Annotated in this window: 17 protein-coding genes; 4 read left to right on the forward strand and 13 right to left on the reverse strand. The window is 54.1% G+C overall.

The genetic code is table 11. The features are described 5' to 3' along the window. The first annotated feature begins 37 nt into the window (after positions 1–37). Positions 38–1,012, forward strand: a complete 975-nt coding sequence (locus tag OGW13_RS10680; RefSeq protein ID WP_054176075.1) for an aldo/keto reductase — start codon at positions 38–40, stop codon at positions 1,010–1,012. A gap of 98 nt (positions 1,013–1,110) precedes the next feature. Here OGW13_RS10680 and pgpA read toward each other — a convergent pair whose 3' ends face one another. The 6 genes from pgpA to nrdR form a co-directional block, all read right to left on the reverse strand. After that, positions 1,111–1,626 (reverse strand): phosphatidylglycerophosphatase A, encoded by a 516-nt coding sequence (gene pgpA, locus OGW13_RS10685; protein WP_043001597.1) that lies wholly within the window; start codon positions 1,624–1,626, stop codon positions 1,111–1,113. Continuing rightward, on the reverse strand, positions 1,604–2,581 hold the full coding sequence (thiL, locus tag OGW13_RS10690; RefSeq protein WP_109739943.1) for a thiamine-phosphate kinase: 978 nt from the start codon (positions 2,579–2,581) through the stop codon (positions 1,604–1,606). Before thiL ends, pgpA begins: the two co-directional genes overlap by 23 nt. Positions 2,582–2,658: 77 nt before the next feature. Further along, positions 2,659–3,078 carry a transcription antitermination factor NusB gene (gene nusB, locus OGW13_RS10695; protein ID WP_042285962.1) on the reverse strand — a complete coding sequence of 140 codons (420 nt, stop codon included), beginning with the start codon at positions 3,076–3,078 and terminating at the stop codon, positions 2,659–2,661. Between the two features lie 19 nt (positions 3,079–3,097). Continuing rightward, on the reverse strand, positions 3,098–3,568 hold the full coding sequence (ribH, locus tag OGW13_RS10700; protein WP_001021161.1) for a 6,7-dimethyl-8-ribityllumazine synthase: 471 nt from the start codon (positions 3,566–3,568) through the stop codon (positions 3,098–3,100). A gap of 95 nt (positions 3,569–3,663) precedes the next feature. Further along, complete coding sequence (gene ribD, locus OGW13_RS10705; RefSeq protein WP_287116069.1) at positions 3,664–4,767, reverse strand: bifunctional diaminohydroxyphosphoribosylaminopyrimidine deaminase/5-amino-6-(5-phosphoribosylamino)uracil reductase RibD; 1,104 nt, start codon at positions 4,765–4,767, stop codon at positions 3,664–3,666. 3 nt (positions 4,768–4,770) lie between these two features. Further along, the gene (gene nrdR / locus OGW13_RS10710; protein ID WP_042324561.1) at positions 4,771–5,220 is read right to left on the reverse strand and encodes a transcriptional regulator NrdR; all 450 of its coding nucleotides are present in this window, start codon (positions 5,218–5,220) and stop codon (positions 4,771–4,773) included. Between the two features lie 152 nt (positions 5,221–5,372). On the opposite strand from nrdR, the gene OGW13_RS10715 reads away from it, so the two are divergent. Together OGW13_RS10715 and OGW13_RS10720 are read left to right on the forward strand one after the other, a co-directional pair. After that, on the forward strand, positions 5,373–5,912 hold the full coding sequence (locus tag OGW13_RS10715; RefSeq protein WP_043001600.1) for a SadB/YajI family lipoprotein: 540 nt from the start codon (positions 5,373–5,375) through the stop codon (positions 5,910–5,912). Between the two features lie 298 nt (positions 5,913–6,210). Then, on the forward strand, positions 6,211–7,095 hold the full coding sequence (locus OGW13_RS10720; protein ID WP_044258980.1) for a nucleoside-specific channel-forming protein Tsx: 885 nt from the start codon (positions 6,211–6,213) through the stop codon (positions 7,093–7,095). A 43-nt stretch (positions 7,096–7,138) separates the two neighbouring features. On the opposite strand, the gene OGW13_RS10725 is transcribed toward OGW13_RS10720, so the two are convergent. The 7 genes from OGW13_RS10725 to queA all read right to left on the reverse strand — a co-directional run bounded on the left by OGW13_RS10725 (position 7,139) and on the right by queA (position 13,830). Next, complete coding sequence (locus tag OGW13_RS10725) at positions 7,139–7,831, reverse strand: helix-turn-helix transcriptional regulator (protein ID WP_043001602.1); 693 nt, start codon at positions 7,829–7,831, stop codon at positions 7,139–7,141. 15 nt (positions 7,832–7,846) lie between these two features. Further along, entirely contained in the window at positions 7,847–8,212 is a 366-nt protein-coding gene (locus OGW13_RS10730; protein ID WP_287116070.1) for a VOC family protein, read from the reverse strand. A gap of 153 nt (positions 8,213–8,365) precedes the next feature. Beyond that, positions 8,366–9,337 carry a protein translocase subunit SecF gene (secF, locus tag OGW13_RS10735; RefSeq protein ID WP_043001604.1) on the reverse strand — a complete coding sequence of 324 codons (972 nt, stop codon included), beginning with the start codon at positions 9,335–9,337 and terminating at the stop codon, positions 8,366–8,368. A gap of 10 nt (positions 9,338–9,347) precedes the next feature. Beyond that, complete coding sequence (gene secD / locus OGW13_RS10740) at positions 9,348–11,195, reverse strand: protein translocase subunit SecD (protein WP_071888433.1); 1,848 nt, start codon at positions 11,193–11,195, stop codon at positions 9,348–9,350. A gap of 27 nt (positions 11,196–11,222) precedes the next feature. After that, the gene (yajC, locus tag OGW13_RS10745; protein WP_042324569.1) at positions 11,223–11,555 is read right to left on the reverse strand and encodes a preprotein translocase subunit YajC; all 333 of its coding nucleotides are present in this window, start codon (positions 11,553–11,555) and stop codon (positions 11,223–11,225) included. 22 nt (positions 11,556–11,577) lie between these two features. After that, positions 11,578–12,705 carry a tRNA guanosine(34) transglycosylase Tgt gene (gene tgt, locus OGW13_RS10750; RefSeq protein ID WP_012133574.1) on the reverse strand — a complete coding sequence of 376 codons (1,128 nt, stop codon included), beginning with the start codon at positions 12,703–12,705 and terminating at the stop codon, positions 11,578–11,580. A gap of 54 nt (positions 12,706–12,759) precedes the next feature. Beyond that, the gene (gene queA / locus OGW13_RS10755; protein WP_044258985.1) at positions 12,760–13,830 is read right to left on the reverse strand and encodes a tRNA preQ1(34) S-adenosylmethionine ribosyltransferase-isomerase QueA; all 1,071 of its coding nucleotides are present in this window, start codon (positions 13,828–13,830) and stop codon (positions 12,760–12,762) included. Positions 13,831–13,967: 137 nt separating this feature from the next. Between queA and OGW13_RS10760 the strand changes: the two genes are divergently transcribed. Next, entirely contained in the window at positions 13,968–14,948 is a 981-nt protein-coding gene (locus OGW13_RS10760; RefSeq protein ID WP_000082736.1) for an IS5-like element ISEc68 family transposase, read from the forward strand. The last annotated feature ends 148 nt before the right edge of the window (positions 14,949–15,096 follow it).

Raw genomic sequence — 15,096 nt, forward strand, 5'->3', positions numbered from 1 at the left:
ATGCTTACTGAATAACGAGCATAACAGGAGCGAAATAATGCAATACAACATCTTAGGAAAAACGGACCTCCGGGTTTCCCGCCTTTGTCTGGGCTGCATGACGTTCGGCGAGCCGAATCGTGGAAACCACGCCTGGACGCTTCCCGAAGAGAGCAGTCGCCCTATCATCCAGCGCGCCCTTGAGGGCGGCATCAACTTTTTCGATACCTCGAACAACTATTCAGCCGGCAGCAGTGAAGAGATTGTCGGTCGCGCACTGCGCGATTTCGCCCGTCGTGATGAGGTGGTGGTCGCCACCAAAGTGTTTAATCGGGTGGATGACCTGCCGGAAGGATTATCCCGCGCGCAAATCCTGCGTTCTATTGATGACAGTCTGAGACGGCTGGGGATGGACTACGTCGATATCCTGCAAATTCACCGCTGGGATTACAACACGCCGATTGAAGAGACGCTGGAAGCGTTAAACGATGTGGTCAAGGCCGGCAAAGCGCGTTATATCGGCGCGTCATCAATGCATGCGTCGCAGTTTGCCCAGGCGCTGGCGCTGCAAAGACAGCATGGCTGGGCGCAGTTTGTCAGTATGCAGGACCACTACAACCTCATCTACCGCGAGGAAGAACGCGAAATGCTGCCGCTGTGCTATCAGGAAGGTGTGGCGGTGATCCCGTGGAGCCCGCTGGCCCGCGGGCGTCTGACGCGTCCGTGGGGAGAAACCACGGCGCGCCTGGTTTCTGACGAAGTGGGGAAAAAGCTGTATAGCGAAAGCGACGAAAATGATGCGCAAATTGCCGCCCGGCTGGCCGGCGTGAGCGAAGAGCTTGGCGCAACGCGTGCCCAGGTGGCGCTGGCGTGGCTGTTAAGCAAACCAGGGATTGCCGCGCCGATTATCGGCTCATCGCGGGAAGAACAGCTTGATGAGTTGTTGAACGCCGTGGATCTCACGCTGAAACCCGAGCACATCGCCGAGCTGGAAACACCGTATAAACCGCATCCGATCGCCGGATTTAAATAGCCTCACATTGCCCGATGGCGATTCGCTTATCGGGCTCAGGCACACGATCCCTGGCCGGATAAGGCGTTAACGCCGTCATCCGGCACCGACATCACCCGTCAAATAATCCCGATCGGCCAGTGATGTCCGATGAAATAGAGGATCCCCGCGGAAATCACTCCGGCGACAATATCGTCCACCATGATCCCCATCCCGCCATGTACATTGCGATCGAACCAACGGATCGGCCACGGCTTCCACATATCCAGAATACGGAAAATCACAAACCCGGCGGCGACCCACCGCCAGTCGAGGGTCGGCAGCGCCATCAGCGTGATCCACATTCCGATGAATTCATCCCAGACGATACTGCCGTGATCGTGCACGCCCATGTCTTTTGCCGTCTGATGGCAAAGATAGACGCCGATACAGATGCCCAGCATCACCACCAGCGAATAGAGCTGCCACGGCAGAAAGGTCATCAGATACCAGAAGGGAATCGCCGCCAGCGATCCCATCGTACCTGGAACAATCGGACTGAGGCCGCTACCAAACCCGGTCGCCAGTAAATGCCACGGGTTAAGCAGATTCAGGCGGCTTTTGGCGACATCTTTATGGCGTGGCAAAATGGTCATATCCTTTCCAGTCAAAAGTCACAGACATTCCGTCACGCATGAAATGAATCCCTTCCACATCCGCGCTCATCTGCCCAATGCAGGTAAAGGCAACGCCAAGCTGTCCCATAGCCACCTCCAGCGCGCCGCGGTTCAGTTCCGGTACCGTAAAGCATAACTCATAGTCTTCACCACCGGACAACGCCCAGCGCAGCGCCTGTTCGGGCTCGACGTGACGCGTCATCGCGCCTGACCACGGCAGCGCATCGAGATCGACGCGCGCGCCACAGGCGCTGGCTTTAACAATATGCCCAAGATCGGAAATCAGTCCGTCAGAGAGATCAATCGCTGAACTGGCCAGATCGCGCAGCGCCTGGCCCTGCAAAATACGCGGCGTCGGACGCAGGTGACGTTTGAGCAGATATTCGCGGTCACCCTCATCGGCAACCTGCAAACGGTTCTGCAAAATCGCCAGACCTGCGGCGCTATCACCCGGCGTGCCGGTCACGTAAATCCAGTCACCCGGTTTCGCCCCAGAGCGTTTCAGTGCGCGCCCGGCAGGAACAAAGCCGTGGATACCCAATGTCATCGACAGCGGCCCCCGCGTGGTGTCGCCGCCAATCAGTTGCATATCGTAGTAATTCAGGAGATCAAACAGACTGTCGCTGAAGGTTTCCAGCCAGCGTTCGTCCACCTCAGGCAGGGTGATTGCCAGCGTCAGCCACGCCGGATCGGCCCCCATTGCCGCCAGATCGCTTAAGTTCACCGCCAGCGCTTTGTACGCCAGATCGGCTGGATCAATGTCGGTCAGGAAGTGGTTGCCCGCCACCAGCGTATCGGTGCTGATTGCCAGCGTCTGTTTATCAGGGATGTTCAGAAGTGCACAGTCGTCGCCAATACCGGTTTCGACGTCAAGACGAGAGCTTCTGACACGGTCAAAATAACGGGCAATCAGGGAAAATTCGCCGCATGCCATACGTTATGCCTCAGCAGAAAAAAAGAAAAAGCCGCCAGGGGAGAGGAATCGCTTCCACTTCACTGACGGCCTGGAGATTACTTTTTGTTGGGGCGAATCGCAGGCGCTGCTTTATCCAGAACGCCATTGACGAACTTGTGGCTGTCTTCCGCGCCGAACGTTTTTGCCAGTTCAATCGCTTCGTTGATGGCCACTTTATATGGCACATCACTGCGTTTAGACAGCTCGAACAGCGCAATACGCAGTACGGCTTTTTCCACCTGACCCAGCTCTTCCAGCAGACGAGACAGGTAAGGCTTCATCAGGCCATCCAGGTACGCGCTGTTAGTCGCCACCCCGGACAGCAGTTCACGGAAGTACATGACGTCAACATCTTTCACGTCCTGTTCTGCCAGGAACTGGTATTCAACATCAGCGATGTCGTTCTGGGACAACTGCCAGGAGTAGAGCGCCTGAACGGCACACTCACGAGCGCGGCGACGAGCAGCAGGTTTCACGGATTTCCCCTTACAAAAATCAGGCCTTGATGGCTTTCAATACATTAATCATTTCAAGCGCGGTCAGTGCAGCTTCCGCGCCCTTGTTGCCAGCTTTGGTGCCAGCACGTTCGATAGCTTGTTCAATGCTTTCGGTGGTCAGGACGCCAAAGGCGACCGGAATTTCGCTGTCCTGAGCGACATGCGCCAGGCCGTTGCTTGCACCGCCAGCGACATATTCGAAGTGAGCTGTGCCGCCACGAATAACCGTACCCAGTGCAATCACCGCGTCATATTTACCGGTTTTCGCCAGCGCGCCTGCTGCCAGCGGCAGTTCGTAGGCACCTGGAACCCAAACGACGGTAATGTTTTCATCTTTGACCTGACCAATACGTTTCAGGGCGTCAATCGCACCTTCCAGCAGGCTGTCATTGATAAAGTTGTTGAAACGCGCAATGGTGATGGCGACGCGAGCGTCCGGAGTAGCAACGTTAGCTTCAATAATGTTCATATTCTTCCTTCGGGTTCGATATGGCCCCGTAAGGGGGGCGGATTTTATCATAATATTCTGTGCGCTGCTTCCAATAATTCGATAATTCGAAAGCCTCACGCAGGGGTTAAATGCAGGCAAACGTCCGGGCCCACCTGGCGTATCTCATTGAATTTGAAATGGGGGGCGTCAGCCAGTTTCTCAAGCCCTGGCAACACACATAATCCCCTGGCGTCACTGCCTAACAGTTTAGGCGCAAGATAGACGATAAGCTCGTCAACCACTCCGGCCTGCAAGAGCGCACCGGCGAGCGTCGGCCCGGCCTCCACCCACAGACTGTTAATTTGCTGTTTGCCGAGCAACATCATCAGCACCACCAGATCCAGATGCCCGTTATGCTCCGGCACAAAAATCGTGCGAACCGAATCGGGCCAGACACGTGCGTCTTCTTTGGTGCGCGCAATCCAGGTTTCTCCTGGCTGCTGTACCAGGCGGTGCTCCGGCGCTACGCGGTTCTGACTGTCTATCACAATTCGCACCGGCTGACGCACGGCATCCTGCGGATAAAGAGCTTGTGTCGCCTCGCCGAGTTCTGACCAGCGCACGGTGAGCTGCGGATCGTCCGCCAGCACCGTCGCGCTGCTGGTTAAAATGGCATGGCTTTGCGCGCGTAGACGCTGAACATCACGTCGCGCCTCGGGAGAGGTAATCCACTGACTTTCGCCGCTGGCCATCGCTGTACGGCCGTCCAGCGAAGCGCCGAGTTTCAGTTGCACATACGGAAACCCGGTGCGCATCCGTTTGAGAAAACCTTTATTTAACGCTTCGACTTCACTCATCATCAGCCCGTGGCTGACGTCAATGCCCGCCTGCTGCAAACGGTATAATCCGCGTCCCGCCACTTGTGGATTCGGGTCCTGCATCGCCGCCACCACGCGAGAAACGCCCGCGGCGATCAGCGCGTCGCAGCACGGCGGCGTGCGGCCATGATGACTACAGGGCTCAAGCGTGACGTACGCAGTGGCCCCTTTGGCCTTTTCGCCCGCCATGCGCAAGGCATGCACTTCCGCATGCGGTTCGCCCGCACGATGGTGATAACCTTCACCGACAATCTCGCCGTTATTGACGATCACGCAGCCGACGTTAGGGTTGGGATGGGCGGTAAACCGCCCGCGCTGCGCCAGCTTCAGCGCTCGCGCCATGTATAACTCATCCTGCATGGCTTAATCCTGTAGGCGAGCGATCTCTTCGCCAAATTCTTTAATATCTTCGAAGCTGCGGTAAACCGAGGCAAAGCGGATATAGGCGACTTTATCGAGTTTTTTCAATTGTTCCATCACCAGATTGCCAATCATCTTACTGGGGACTTCACGTTCGCCGGTGGCGCGCAGTTGCGACTTAATATGATTCAACGCCATTTCGACGTCATCGGAACTCACCGGACGCTTTTCCAGCGCGCGTTGCATTCCACTGCGCAGCTTTTCTTCATTAAACGGTTCGCGCACGTCGTTGCTTTTCACAACGCGTGGCATTACCAGTTCTGCCACTTCAAAGGTAGTGAAACGTTCATTACAAACCAGACACTGCCGACGGCGGCGTACAGAAGAGCCCTCGCCCACAAGACGAGAGTCAATTACCTTAGTGTCTACGGCGAAACAGAATGGGCAATGCATACGGCGTCCTGACCAGGTGGTTAACAGAAATCTATTTTAACCTGAACTGACGTGACAACAAAGGCGCAACGCTTTTGAGACAATGGATCGATGTCTTTGATCATATTACGAACTACCATTATGGTATCGCGACTATTCAGGAAATAAGAGAGATGACAAGACGTTACCTAAGAATTCTCCTGGTGGGAAGTCTCTTTAGTCTGAGCGCCTGCGCGCAACAAAGCGAAGTGCGCCAGATGCATCAAAGCGTTTCAACGCTGAATAAAGAGATGAATCAGCTTAATCAGGAAACCGTGAAGATTACTCAGCAAAACAGTCTGAACGTTAAATCCACCCGTGGTGTTTACCTGCTCCCAGGCTCCAATACGCCCGCACGGCTGAACAGTCAGATAGGCACACTGCGCATGTCGCTTATCAACATTGCGCCGAATGCCGCTGGCACCCGGGTGACGCTGCGCATTCAGGGGGAATCCAACGATCCGCTGCCGGCCTTTAGCGGCACCGTTGAATATGGGCAAATTCAGGGAACTACTGACAATTATCAGGAAGTGAATGTGCAGAATCAGTTGATCAATGCCCCGGCCAGCGTGCTGGCACCGAGCGATGTGGACATCCCGCTGCAACTGAATAACCTCACCCCAGACCAGTTAGGATTTGTGCGTATCCACGACATCCAGCCTGTTACGCAATAAACCTCCTTGCGGAACGTTTTGTGCGTTCCGCAACATCCCTCCGCCTCTTTTTGTGACTCCACTGACATCCACGTCAGTTTTTGTCAACGTTGGCAATCAGCATGAAAGTCAGTACAATCGCCGCGCTAAAATACGCAAACGTGAACGCAATCGATTACGTGAATGATAGAACTGTGAAACAAGACATATTTTTGTGAGCAATGATTTCTATAATAGGCTCCCAGAAACATGAATTATTCAGAAACGCTATTTGCGCCTTTTTCACTCCCGTCAGGGATTTCAAACAGTGGCATACAATATGAAAAAAACATTACTTGCAGCCGGTGCCGTGCTCGCGCTCTCCTCGACATTCACCGCAAATGCTGCGGAAAATGACAAACCGCAGTATCTTTCAGACTGGTGGCACCAGAGCGTCAACGTCGTCGGTAGCTATCACACCCGTTTCGGACCGCAGCTCCGTAACGATACCTACCTGGAATATGAAGCTTTCGCGAAAAAAGACTGGTTTGACTTCTATGGCTACATGGATGCGCCGGTTTTCTTCGGTGGTAACACCGACGCGAAAGGGATCTGGAACCACGGTTCTCCGCTGTTTATGGAAATCGAACCGCGTTTCTCCATCGACAAACTGACCGGCACTGACCTGAGCTTCGGTCCGTTTAAAGAGTGGTACTTCGCCAATAACTACATCTACGACATGGGTCGTAACAAAGATGGCCGTCAGAGCACCTGGTACATGGGTCTGGGTACCGATATTGATACTGGCCTGCCGATGAGTTTGTCTCTGAACGTATATGCGAAATATCAGTGGCAGAACTATGGCGCCGCTAACGAAAACGAGTGGGACGGCTACCGTTTCAAAGTGAAATACTTTGTTCCGATTACCGAACTGTGGGGCGGTAACCTGAGCTATATCGGTTTCACCAACTTTGACTGGGGTTCCGATCTGGGCGACAACGACTTCTCCGATCTGAACGGCAACAAAGCGCGTACCAACGACTCCATCGCCTCCAGCCATATTCTGGCGCTGAACTACGACCACTGGCACTATTCGGTCGTAGCGCGTTACTGGCACAACGGGGGTCAGTGGAACGACGACGCAGAGCTGAACTTCGGCAAAGGTAACTTCAACGTGAAATCTACCGGCTGGGGTGGCTATCTGGTTGTCGGCTACAACTTCTGATAACATTCCTTTCCTGCAAAAGCCAGCCAGAGCGCTGGCTTTTTTATGCGTGCGTTTCGTCGCGGATCTTACGTAAAAAATCACTCAGCGATCGATCGGCACACTCGCTAAATCGCCTGTCGAGCGGCGTGATGCTTAAACAGCGATCGACACGAAAACAGCGATAGTCCTCGCGCCGTTCGCACCAGGCTACCAGCAGCCAGAACTCTCCCTGGAAAAAAATGCCTAACGGCTGCACATCCCGCCAGGTGAGCTGCCCCGCCTCATCACGATAATGTAACGCCAGTACCTGTTGCGTGCTCACCGCCCGGTGGATCATATCGAACGCGCTGCGTGAATGCTGTTGCCTGCCAAAATCCGGCGCGAAGATACGTGCCTGCTCGGCTTTACGTCGGCTTTCTTCCGGTAATATCGCCAGCACCTTTTCCTGCGCCGACTCCAGTTCTCTGGAGAGCAGATCACCGCCCCAGGTGTGCAGCAGACGAATGGCGGCAATCAGCGCTTCCGATTCCCGGTGCGTTAGCATCAGCGGCGGGAGATCAAATCCCGCCATCAGCCGATAGCCGCTTCCCGCCTCCCCTTCGACCGGCACACCGGAGAGCGAAAGGTCACGGATATCACGATAGATCGTCCGCTCTGACACCTCAAGCCGCTCCGCCAGCAGCGCTGCCGTTGTCAGCCGCCTGCCACGCAGGATCTGGACTATCTGAAATAAACGGTCAGCGCGACGGGTCATAGTTGCTCTCTGTGATTAAGCCGGTTGATGTAACCCCACACGATTGCCTTCGCTGTCAGTAAACAGCGCGATGGTACCAATCTCTTTACCGAGATCGAGCGGACCAAAAACGCAGTTGCCACCGGTACTGGCGACGCGATCCAGCGTGGCGCTGAGATCGTCCGTATGCAGATAAATAATGGCGCCCTGTAATGAAGGCGCGATGCCATCAAACTTCGCCAGCGCCCCACCGGTGGCCGGATCGTCATACGGGAAAACCGCCAGATCGGCAAAATCCATTTTTTCACGACGCAGCGACAGCCCCATGACCGGCTCATAAAACGCAATCGCGCGTTCCATATCCGTTACGGGAATTTCAAACCAGTTAATAATGCTTTTCATCGTTCCTCCTGCCTGTGTGGGTAAGTTCAGGAAGAGGATAAAACAGGGCTCCTGACAGCATAGTGTCAGGAGTGATTACAGGACAAGAGAAAGGAAGAAAAGAAAAATCCCGATCGAATGACCGGGATTTCTGAGCGTGAACTGAAAATCGGGTTACGGCAGAATTGACGGCTGATCCGCCCCTTCTTTCTCGACTTTCTGTTGCAGCATATGCTCGCGCTTCATACCAAGTTTCAACGCCAGCGCCGATGCCACGTAAATGGACGATGCCGTACCGATGGACACCCCGATAAGCATAGTCAGCGAGAAGCCTTCCAGCACCGGACCACCAAACAGGAACAGCATCAGGATAACCATTAACGTCGTACCGGAGGTAATCAACGTACGGTGCAGCGTCTGGGTCAGTGACACGTTAAAGATTTCGTAAGGCGTCCCGCGACGAATTTTGCGGAAGTTTTCACGAATACGGTCAGACACCACGATGCTGTCGTTAAGCGAGTAACCGATAACGGACATCAGCGATGCCACGATAGTCAGGTCGATCTCGATATGGAATAACGACAGGATCCCCAGCGTAATGATGACGTCGTGCGCCAGCGCGATAACCACGCCCGCCGCCAGTCGCCATTCGAAACGGATACCAACGTAAACCAGGATGGAGATCAGCGCTGCCAGCAGCGCCATCGCACCGGTTTGCGCCAGATCGGCACCCACGCTCGGTCCGACGAATTCAATACGCTTCACCGCTGCGTTCTGGTTGGTGGATTCATTAATCACACTCAACACTTTGCTGCCCAGCACCTGGCCGCCGTTGGCCCCTTCGGTCGGCGGCATACGGACCATGATGTCGTGACTGCTGCCGAAGTTCTGTAAAAGCGGATCAACAAAGCCCGCTTTTTCCAACGCGTCGCGCATCACGTCCATCTCAGCCGGTTTTTCCAGCGTGATTTCAATCACCGTACCACCAGTGAAATCGAGACCCCAGTTAAAGCCGCGCACGCCCATCACGATGATGGCCAATACCAGCAACAGGCCTGAGATGCCGAAAGCCCAGTAGTCCCAGCGCATAAAGTCCCAGACTTTACGGCCGTGGTTCAATTGTTCAACAGTATATTCCTGTGCCACTTCGCACTCCTCAGATTGACAGCTTTTTGACGCGCTTGCCGCCATACAACAGGTTTACGATGGCACGAGTACCGACGATCGCGGTAAACATCGACGTCGCCACACCGATACCGGTAGTAATCGCGAACCCTTTAATTGCCCCGGTGCCGACGGCGTACAGGATAATGACCTTAATCAGCGTCGTAATGTTCGCATCAAAGATGGAACTGAAGGCGCCCGCATACCCTTCGTTGATCGCCTGCTGCACCGAACGTCCGTTACTCAACTCTTCTTTGATACGTTCGTTGATCAGGACGTTCGCATCGACGGCGACGGCAAGGGTTAAGACGATCCCCGCAATCCCCGGCATACTCAGCGTTGCCCCCGGCAGCAGCGACATAATGCCAACAATCAGTACCAGGTTAGCAATCAACGCGCTGGTCGCAATCAGACCAAACTTCTTGTAGAACAGAATCATGAACAGGATGGACACCGCCAGACCGGCCAGACACGCTTCCAGGCCCTGCTTGATGTTCTGCATCCCCAGCGTTGGACCGATGGTCCGCTCTTCAACAATCTGAATCGGCGCAATCAGCGCACCGGCACGTAGCAGCAGAGAAAGCTGACGCGCTTCGTTCGGGTTGTTGATCCCGGTAATACGGAAGCTATTACCCAGACGAGACTGGATGTTGGCGATGTTAATCACCTCTTCCTGTTTCACCAGCACCGCGCGTCCGTTAGCGTCTTTTTTACCGCTGTCTTTGTACTCCACAAACAGGGTCGCCATCGGTTTACCGATATTGTCCTTGGTGAAGTTAGACATGATGTTGCCACCTGCGCTATCCAGCGAGATGTTTACCTGCGGTTGGTTGTATTCGTCCTGGCTTGAAGTGGAGTCAGTGATATGGTCACCGGTCAGGATAACGCGTTTGTACAGCACAACCGGCTGACCTTCACGCGTCTGTTTCACTTCGGAATCACCTGGAACACGCCCGGATGCCGCCGCAGACTGATCAACGTTGGTGTTGACCAGACGGAATTCCAGCGTCGCTGTCGCGCCAAGAATCTCTTTCGCACGCGCCGTGTCCTGAATACCCGGCAGCTCGACCACGATACGATCCGCGCCCTGGCGCTGTACCACCGGTTCGGCGACGCCCAACTGGTTCACACGGTTACGCAGGATATTGATGTTCTGTTGTACCGCGTATTCACGCGCTTCGCTCAGACGTGCATCGGTCATCACCGCGCGCAGCGCATTGCTGCCCTGACTTGAGATAACCAAATCCGGGTGACGCTTGCTGAGATAAGCAATCGCTTTATCACGTGCGTCAGCATCACGGAAGTTGATGCTCAGGCCGTAATTGTCTTCTTTACGAACGGTAGTATACGGGATGCCTTCTGTACGCAGATCGCTGCGCAGGCTATCGATATTTTGTTCCTGCAGTTTACCCAGCGCGGTATCCATATCCACTTCCATCAGGAAGTGAACGCCGCCACGCAGGTCAAGACCGAGTTTCATCGGTTCTGCTTTGATGGCCGCCAACCAGCGCGGAGTTGCCGGAGCAAGGTTAAGCGCCACGACGTATTTATCACCCAGCACGTCCACCAGCGCTTCACGTGCACGCAGTTGGGTGTCGGTGGTGTCGAAGCGCGCAAGAATCGCGCCCTCTTCCAGTGCCACAGACTTAGCGGTAATTTTTTCTTTTTGTAACGTATTCTGGACCTGGATCAGCGTTTGCTCACTGGCGGCGACACCGCGCGCGCCAGTGATTTGAACGGCCGGATCCTCACCATACAGGTTGGGAAGCGCATACAGCAGGCCGACGACAATGACGACGATCAGCATGATGTACTTCCACAAAGGATAACGGTTTAACACGGCAGTTCCCTTAGGGAAAAGTTACTATTACAGCGCCTTCATGGTGCCTTTCGGCAGAACGGCAGCTACGAAATCACGTTTGATAACCACTTCAGTGGTATCGTTCAGTGCGATAGCGATGTAACCAGATTCTGCAACTTTGGTCACTCGGCCTACCAGGCCACCGTTAGTCAGGACTTCATCACCTTTCGCGATGGAGGCCATCAGGTTTTTATGCTCTTTAGTGCGCTTCTGCTGTGGACGCAGGATCATGAAATAGAAAATCAGACCAAACACCACCAGCATCAGAATCAGAGACATCGGGCTGCCCTGCGCCGGAGCACCTGTTGCCGCTACCGCATCAGAAATAAAAAAGCTCATTCAAATTCCCTCATTATTAAAATTAATCAACGTTCAAAGGTGGAACCGGTCGACCCTGACGTTGGTAAAAATCGGTCACGAAGCTCTCTAATTTACCCTCTTCAATAGCCTTGCGTAAACCCGCCATCAAACGCTGGTAGTAACGCAGGTTATGAATCGTATTGAGTCGCGCGCCCAATATTTCGTTGCAACGATCAAGATGATGCAAGTAGGCACGTGAATAATTGCGACAGGTGTAGCAATCACACTCAGCATCGAGTGGGCTGGTATCGCTCTTATGCTTCGCATTGCGAATTTTCACCACGCCATCGGTCACGAACAGGTGACCATTACGCGCATTGCGGGTTGGCATCACGCAGTCAAACATATCGATACCGCGACGCACGCCTTCAACCAGATCTTCAGGTTTACCGACGCCCATCAGGTACCGCGGTTTATCTGCCGGAATTTGCGGGCAAACATGCTCAAGGATGCGATGCATATCTTCCTTCGGCTCACCCACAGCCAGACCGCCGACAGCGTAGCCATCAAAGCCAATCTCTACCAGACCTTTCACAGAGATATCACGTAAATCTTCGTAAACACTGCCCTGAATGATGCCAAAAAGCGCATTTTTGTTGCCCAGACCATCAAAACGGTCGCGGCTACGCTTCGCCCAACGCAGTGACATCTCCATCGATCGTTTAGCATAGTCCCAGTCCGCCGGGTACGGCGTGCATTCGTCAAAAATCATGACAATATCGGAACCGAGATCGTACTGAATCTCCATCGACTTTTCTGGATCAAGGAAAATCGGATCGCCGTTGATCGGATTGCGGAAGTGTACGCCCTGTTCGGTGATCTTACGGATATCACCCAGGCTGAAAACCTGGAAACCGCCGGAGTCCGTCAGAATCGGGCCTTTCCACTGCATGAAATCATGCAGGTCGCCATGCAGCTTCATGATCTCCTGGCCTGGACGCAGCCAGAGATGGAAGGTATTACCAAGGATAATCTGCGCGCCAGTGGCTTCAACTTCTTCCGGCGTCATGCCTTTAACAGTGCCGTAGGTCCCCACCGGCATAAAAGCAGGCGTTTCCACAACGCCACGATCAAACACCAGGCGGCCACGGCGGGCGCGTCCGTCGGTGGTATCCAGTTCGAATTTCATTTTTTCTCCAGTACGTCAGAAAAACAGTCCAACGTGTCAACCTGCGCCGCGGATTTACTCCCCGACGCGCTCAGAAATAGCCTGCGGATTGTACGTGATAAACATCGCGTCCCCGTAGCTAAAAAAGCGATAATGTTGTTCTACCGCAGCCTTGTATGCATTCATCGTGTGCTGATAACCGGCAAATGCCGAGACCAGCATAATCAATGTCGATTCAGGCAGATGGAAGTTAGTCACCAGCGCATCAATCACTTTGTATTGATAACCTGGATAGATGAAAATTTGTGTGTCGCCAAAGAACGGTTCAATAAGCGCGTTCTTCGCCGCCTGCGCCGCGCTCTCCAGAGAACGCACTGAGGTCGTGCCAACCGCAATCACCCGGTTGCCGCGCGTTTTCGCCGCCAGCACCGCGTCCACCACCTCTTGCGGCACTTCCGCATATTCGGAGTGCATGATGTGATCTTCAATGGTGTCCACACGCACCGGCTGGAATGTCCCCGCGCCGACGTGCAGCGTTACAAACGCCATCTCGACACCTTTCTCGCGCAGTTTTTCCAGCAGCGGTTCGTCAAAGTGCAGCCCCGCGGTCGGCGCGGCAACGGCACCGGGCTTTTCGCTGTATACCGTCTGGTAAAGCTCGCGATCGGCTTCTTCATCCGGGCGCTCAATGTACGGCGGCAGCGGCATATGGCCGATGGCGTTCAGGATATCGAGCACCGTGCGCGCGTCATCAAACTCCACCTCGAACAGCGCGTCGTGGCGCGCGGTCATGGTCGCTTTGATGCTCTCATCATCGCCCAGCAGCAGCTCCGCACCCGGTTTCGGCGCCTTAGAAGCGCGAATATGTGCCAGAATACGTTTATCATCGAGCATACGTTCGACCAGCACTTCAATCTTACCGCCGCTGGCTTTACGGCCAAACAGACGCGCCGGGATCACGCGGGTATTATTAAACACCAGCAGATCGCCTGGGTTGAGCTTGTCGAGCAAATCGGTGAACGTGCCGTGCGTCAGCTCGCCCGTTGGCCCATCCAGTGACAGTAAGCGACAGCTGCTGCGCTCAGGCATGGGATAGTGAGCAATCAGGGATTCAGGTAGTTCAAAGGAGAAATCGGCGACGCGCATGACGTATACTCGTGACTTAAAAACAGGCGGCATAGTCTAGTGCTCACACCCTCTTGCTGCAACAACTAGGGAAGGTGCGAATAAGTCCGAGATGTGAGATCATCGTGTTGTAACCTGAACCCAGAATGAGTAACCGGATGAGCCAGCAACTGACTTTTGCCGACAGTGAGTTTTCCAGTAAACGCCGCCAGACCCGCAAAGAAGTTTTCCTTGGCAGAATGGATGACTTGCTTCCCTGGGACAAATTACTTGGCGTTATCGAGCCTGTGTATCCCAAGGCCGGTAATGGTCGCAGGCCCTATCCGCTGGAAACCATGCTGCGTATTCACTGCATGCAGCAATGGTACAACCTGAGCGATGAGGCCATGGAAGATGCCCTCTATGAAATCGCCTCCATGCGCCAATTTGCTCGCCTGTCACTGGATAAAGCCATTCCAGACCGCACTACCATCATGAATTTCCGGCATTTGCTGGAGCAGCATGAACTGGCCCGCAAAATCTTCAGTACCGTTAATCACTGGCTAGCAGAGTGTGGCGTTCTAATGACCCAGGGCACCTTGGTGGATGCCACCATCATTCAAGCCCCCAGCTCTACCAAAAACAAACACAACAGCCGTGATGAAGACATGCACCAGACCAAGAAAGGTAACCAGTGGTACTTCGGCATGAAAGCGCACATTGGCGTGGACGCCAAAAGTGGCCTGACCCACAGTCTGGTGACCACGGCGGCTAACGAGCACGACCTCAATCAGGTTGGCAAGTTACTGCATGGCGATGAAGAATTTATCTCAGCCGATGCTGGTTATCAGGGGGCCGAAAAGCGCGATGAGCTCAGCGATGTCAGCGCAGACTGGCTTATCGCCAAGCGTCCCGGCAAAGTGAATGCATTGAAGCAACACCCGCGCAAGAACAAGCTGGCCATCCGTTACGAATACCTGAAAGCGAGTATCCGAGCGAAGGTTGAGCATCCATTTCGGATAGTAAAATGTCAGTTTGGTTTCGTCAAAGCCAGGTACAAGGGGCTGGCTAAAAATGACAGTCAACTGGCGATGTTATTCACCCTGGCGAACCTGGTTCGAGTTGACCAATTGATACGGGCACAGGCGAGATCTACCTGAAATGAGGAAATTAGCCTGAAACAGGGCCAAAATCAGCCACGAAGAGACGATTTTGGGCTGAAAATTGGAAAATTGAGCCACAGGACGTCGATAAAGGACGGTTTGGGGCGTCATATCGGGAGCTGCGGACCACTTAATCGCAACTTCC

The organism is Citrobacter sp. Ca225, assembly GCF_030337175.1.
GTDB classification, from domain to species: Bacteria; Pseudomonadota; Gammaproteobacteria; order Enterobacterales; family Enterobacteriaceae; genus Citrobacter_A; species Citrobacter_A amalonaticus.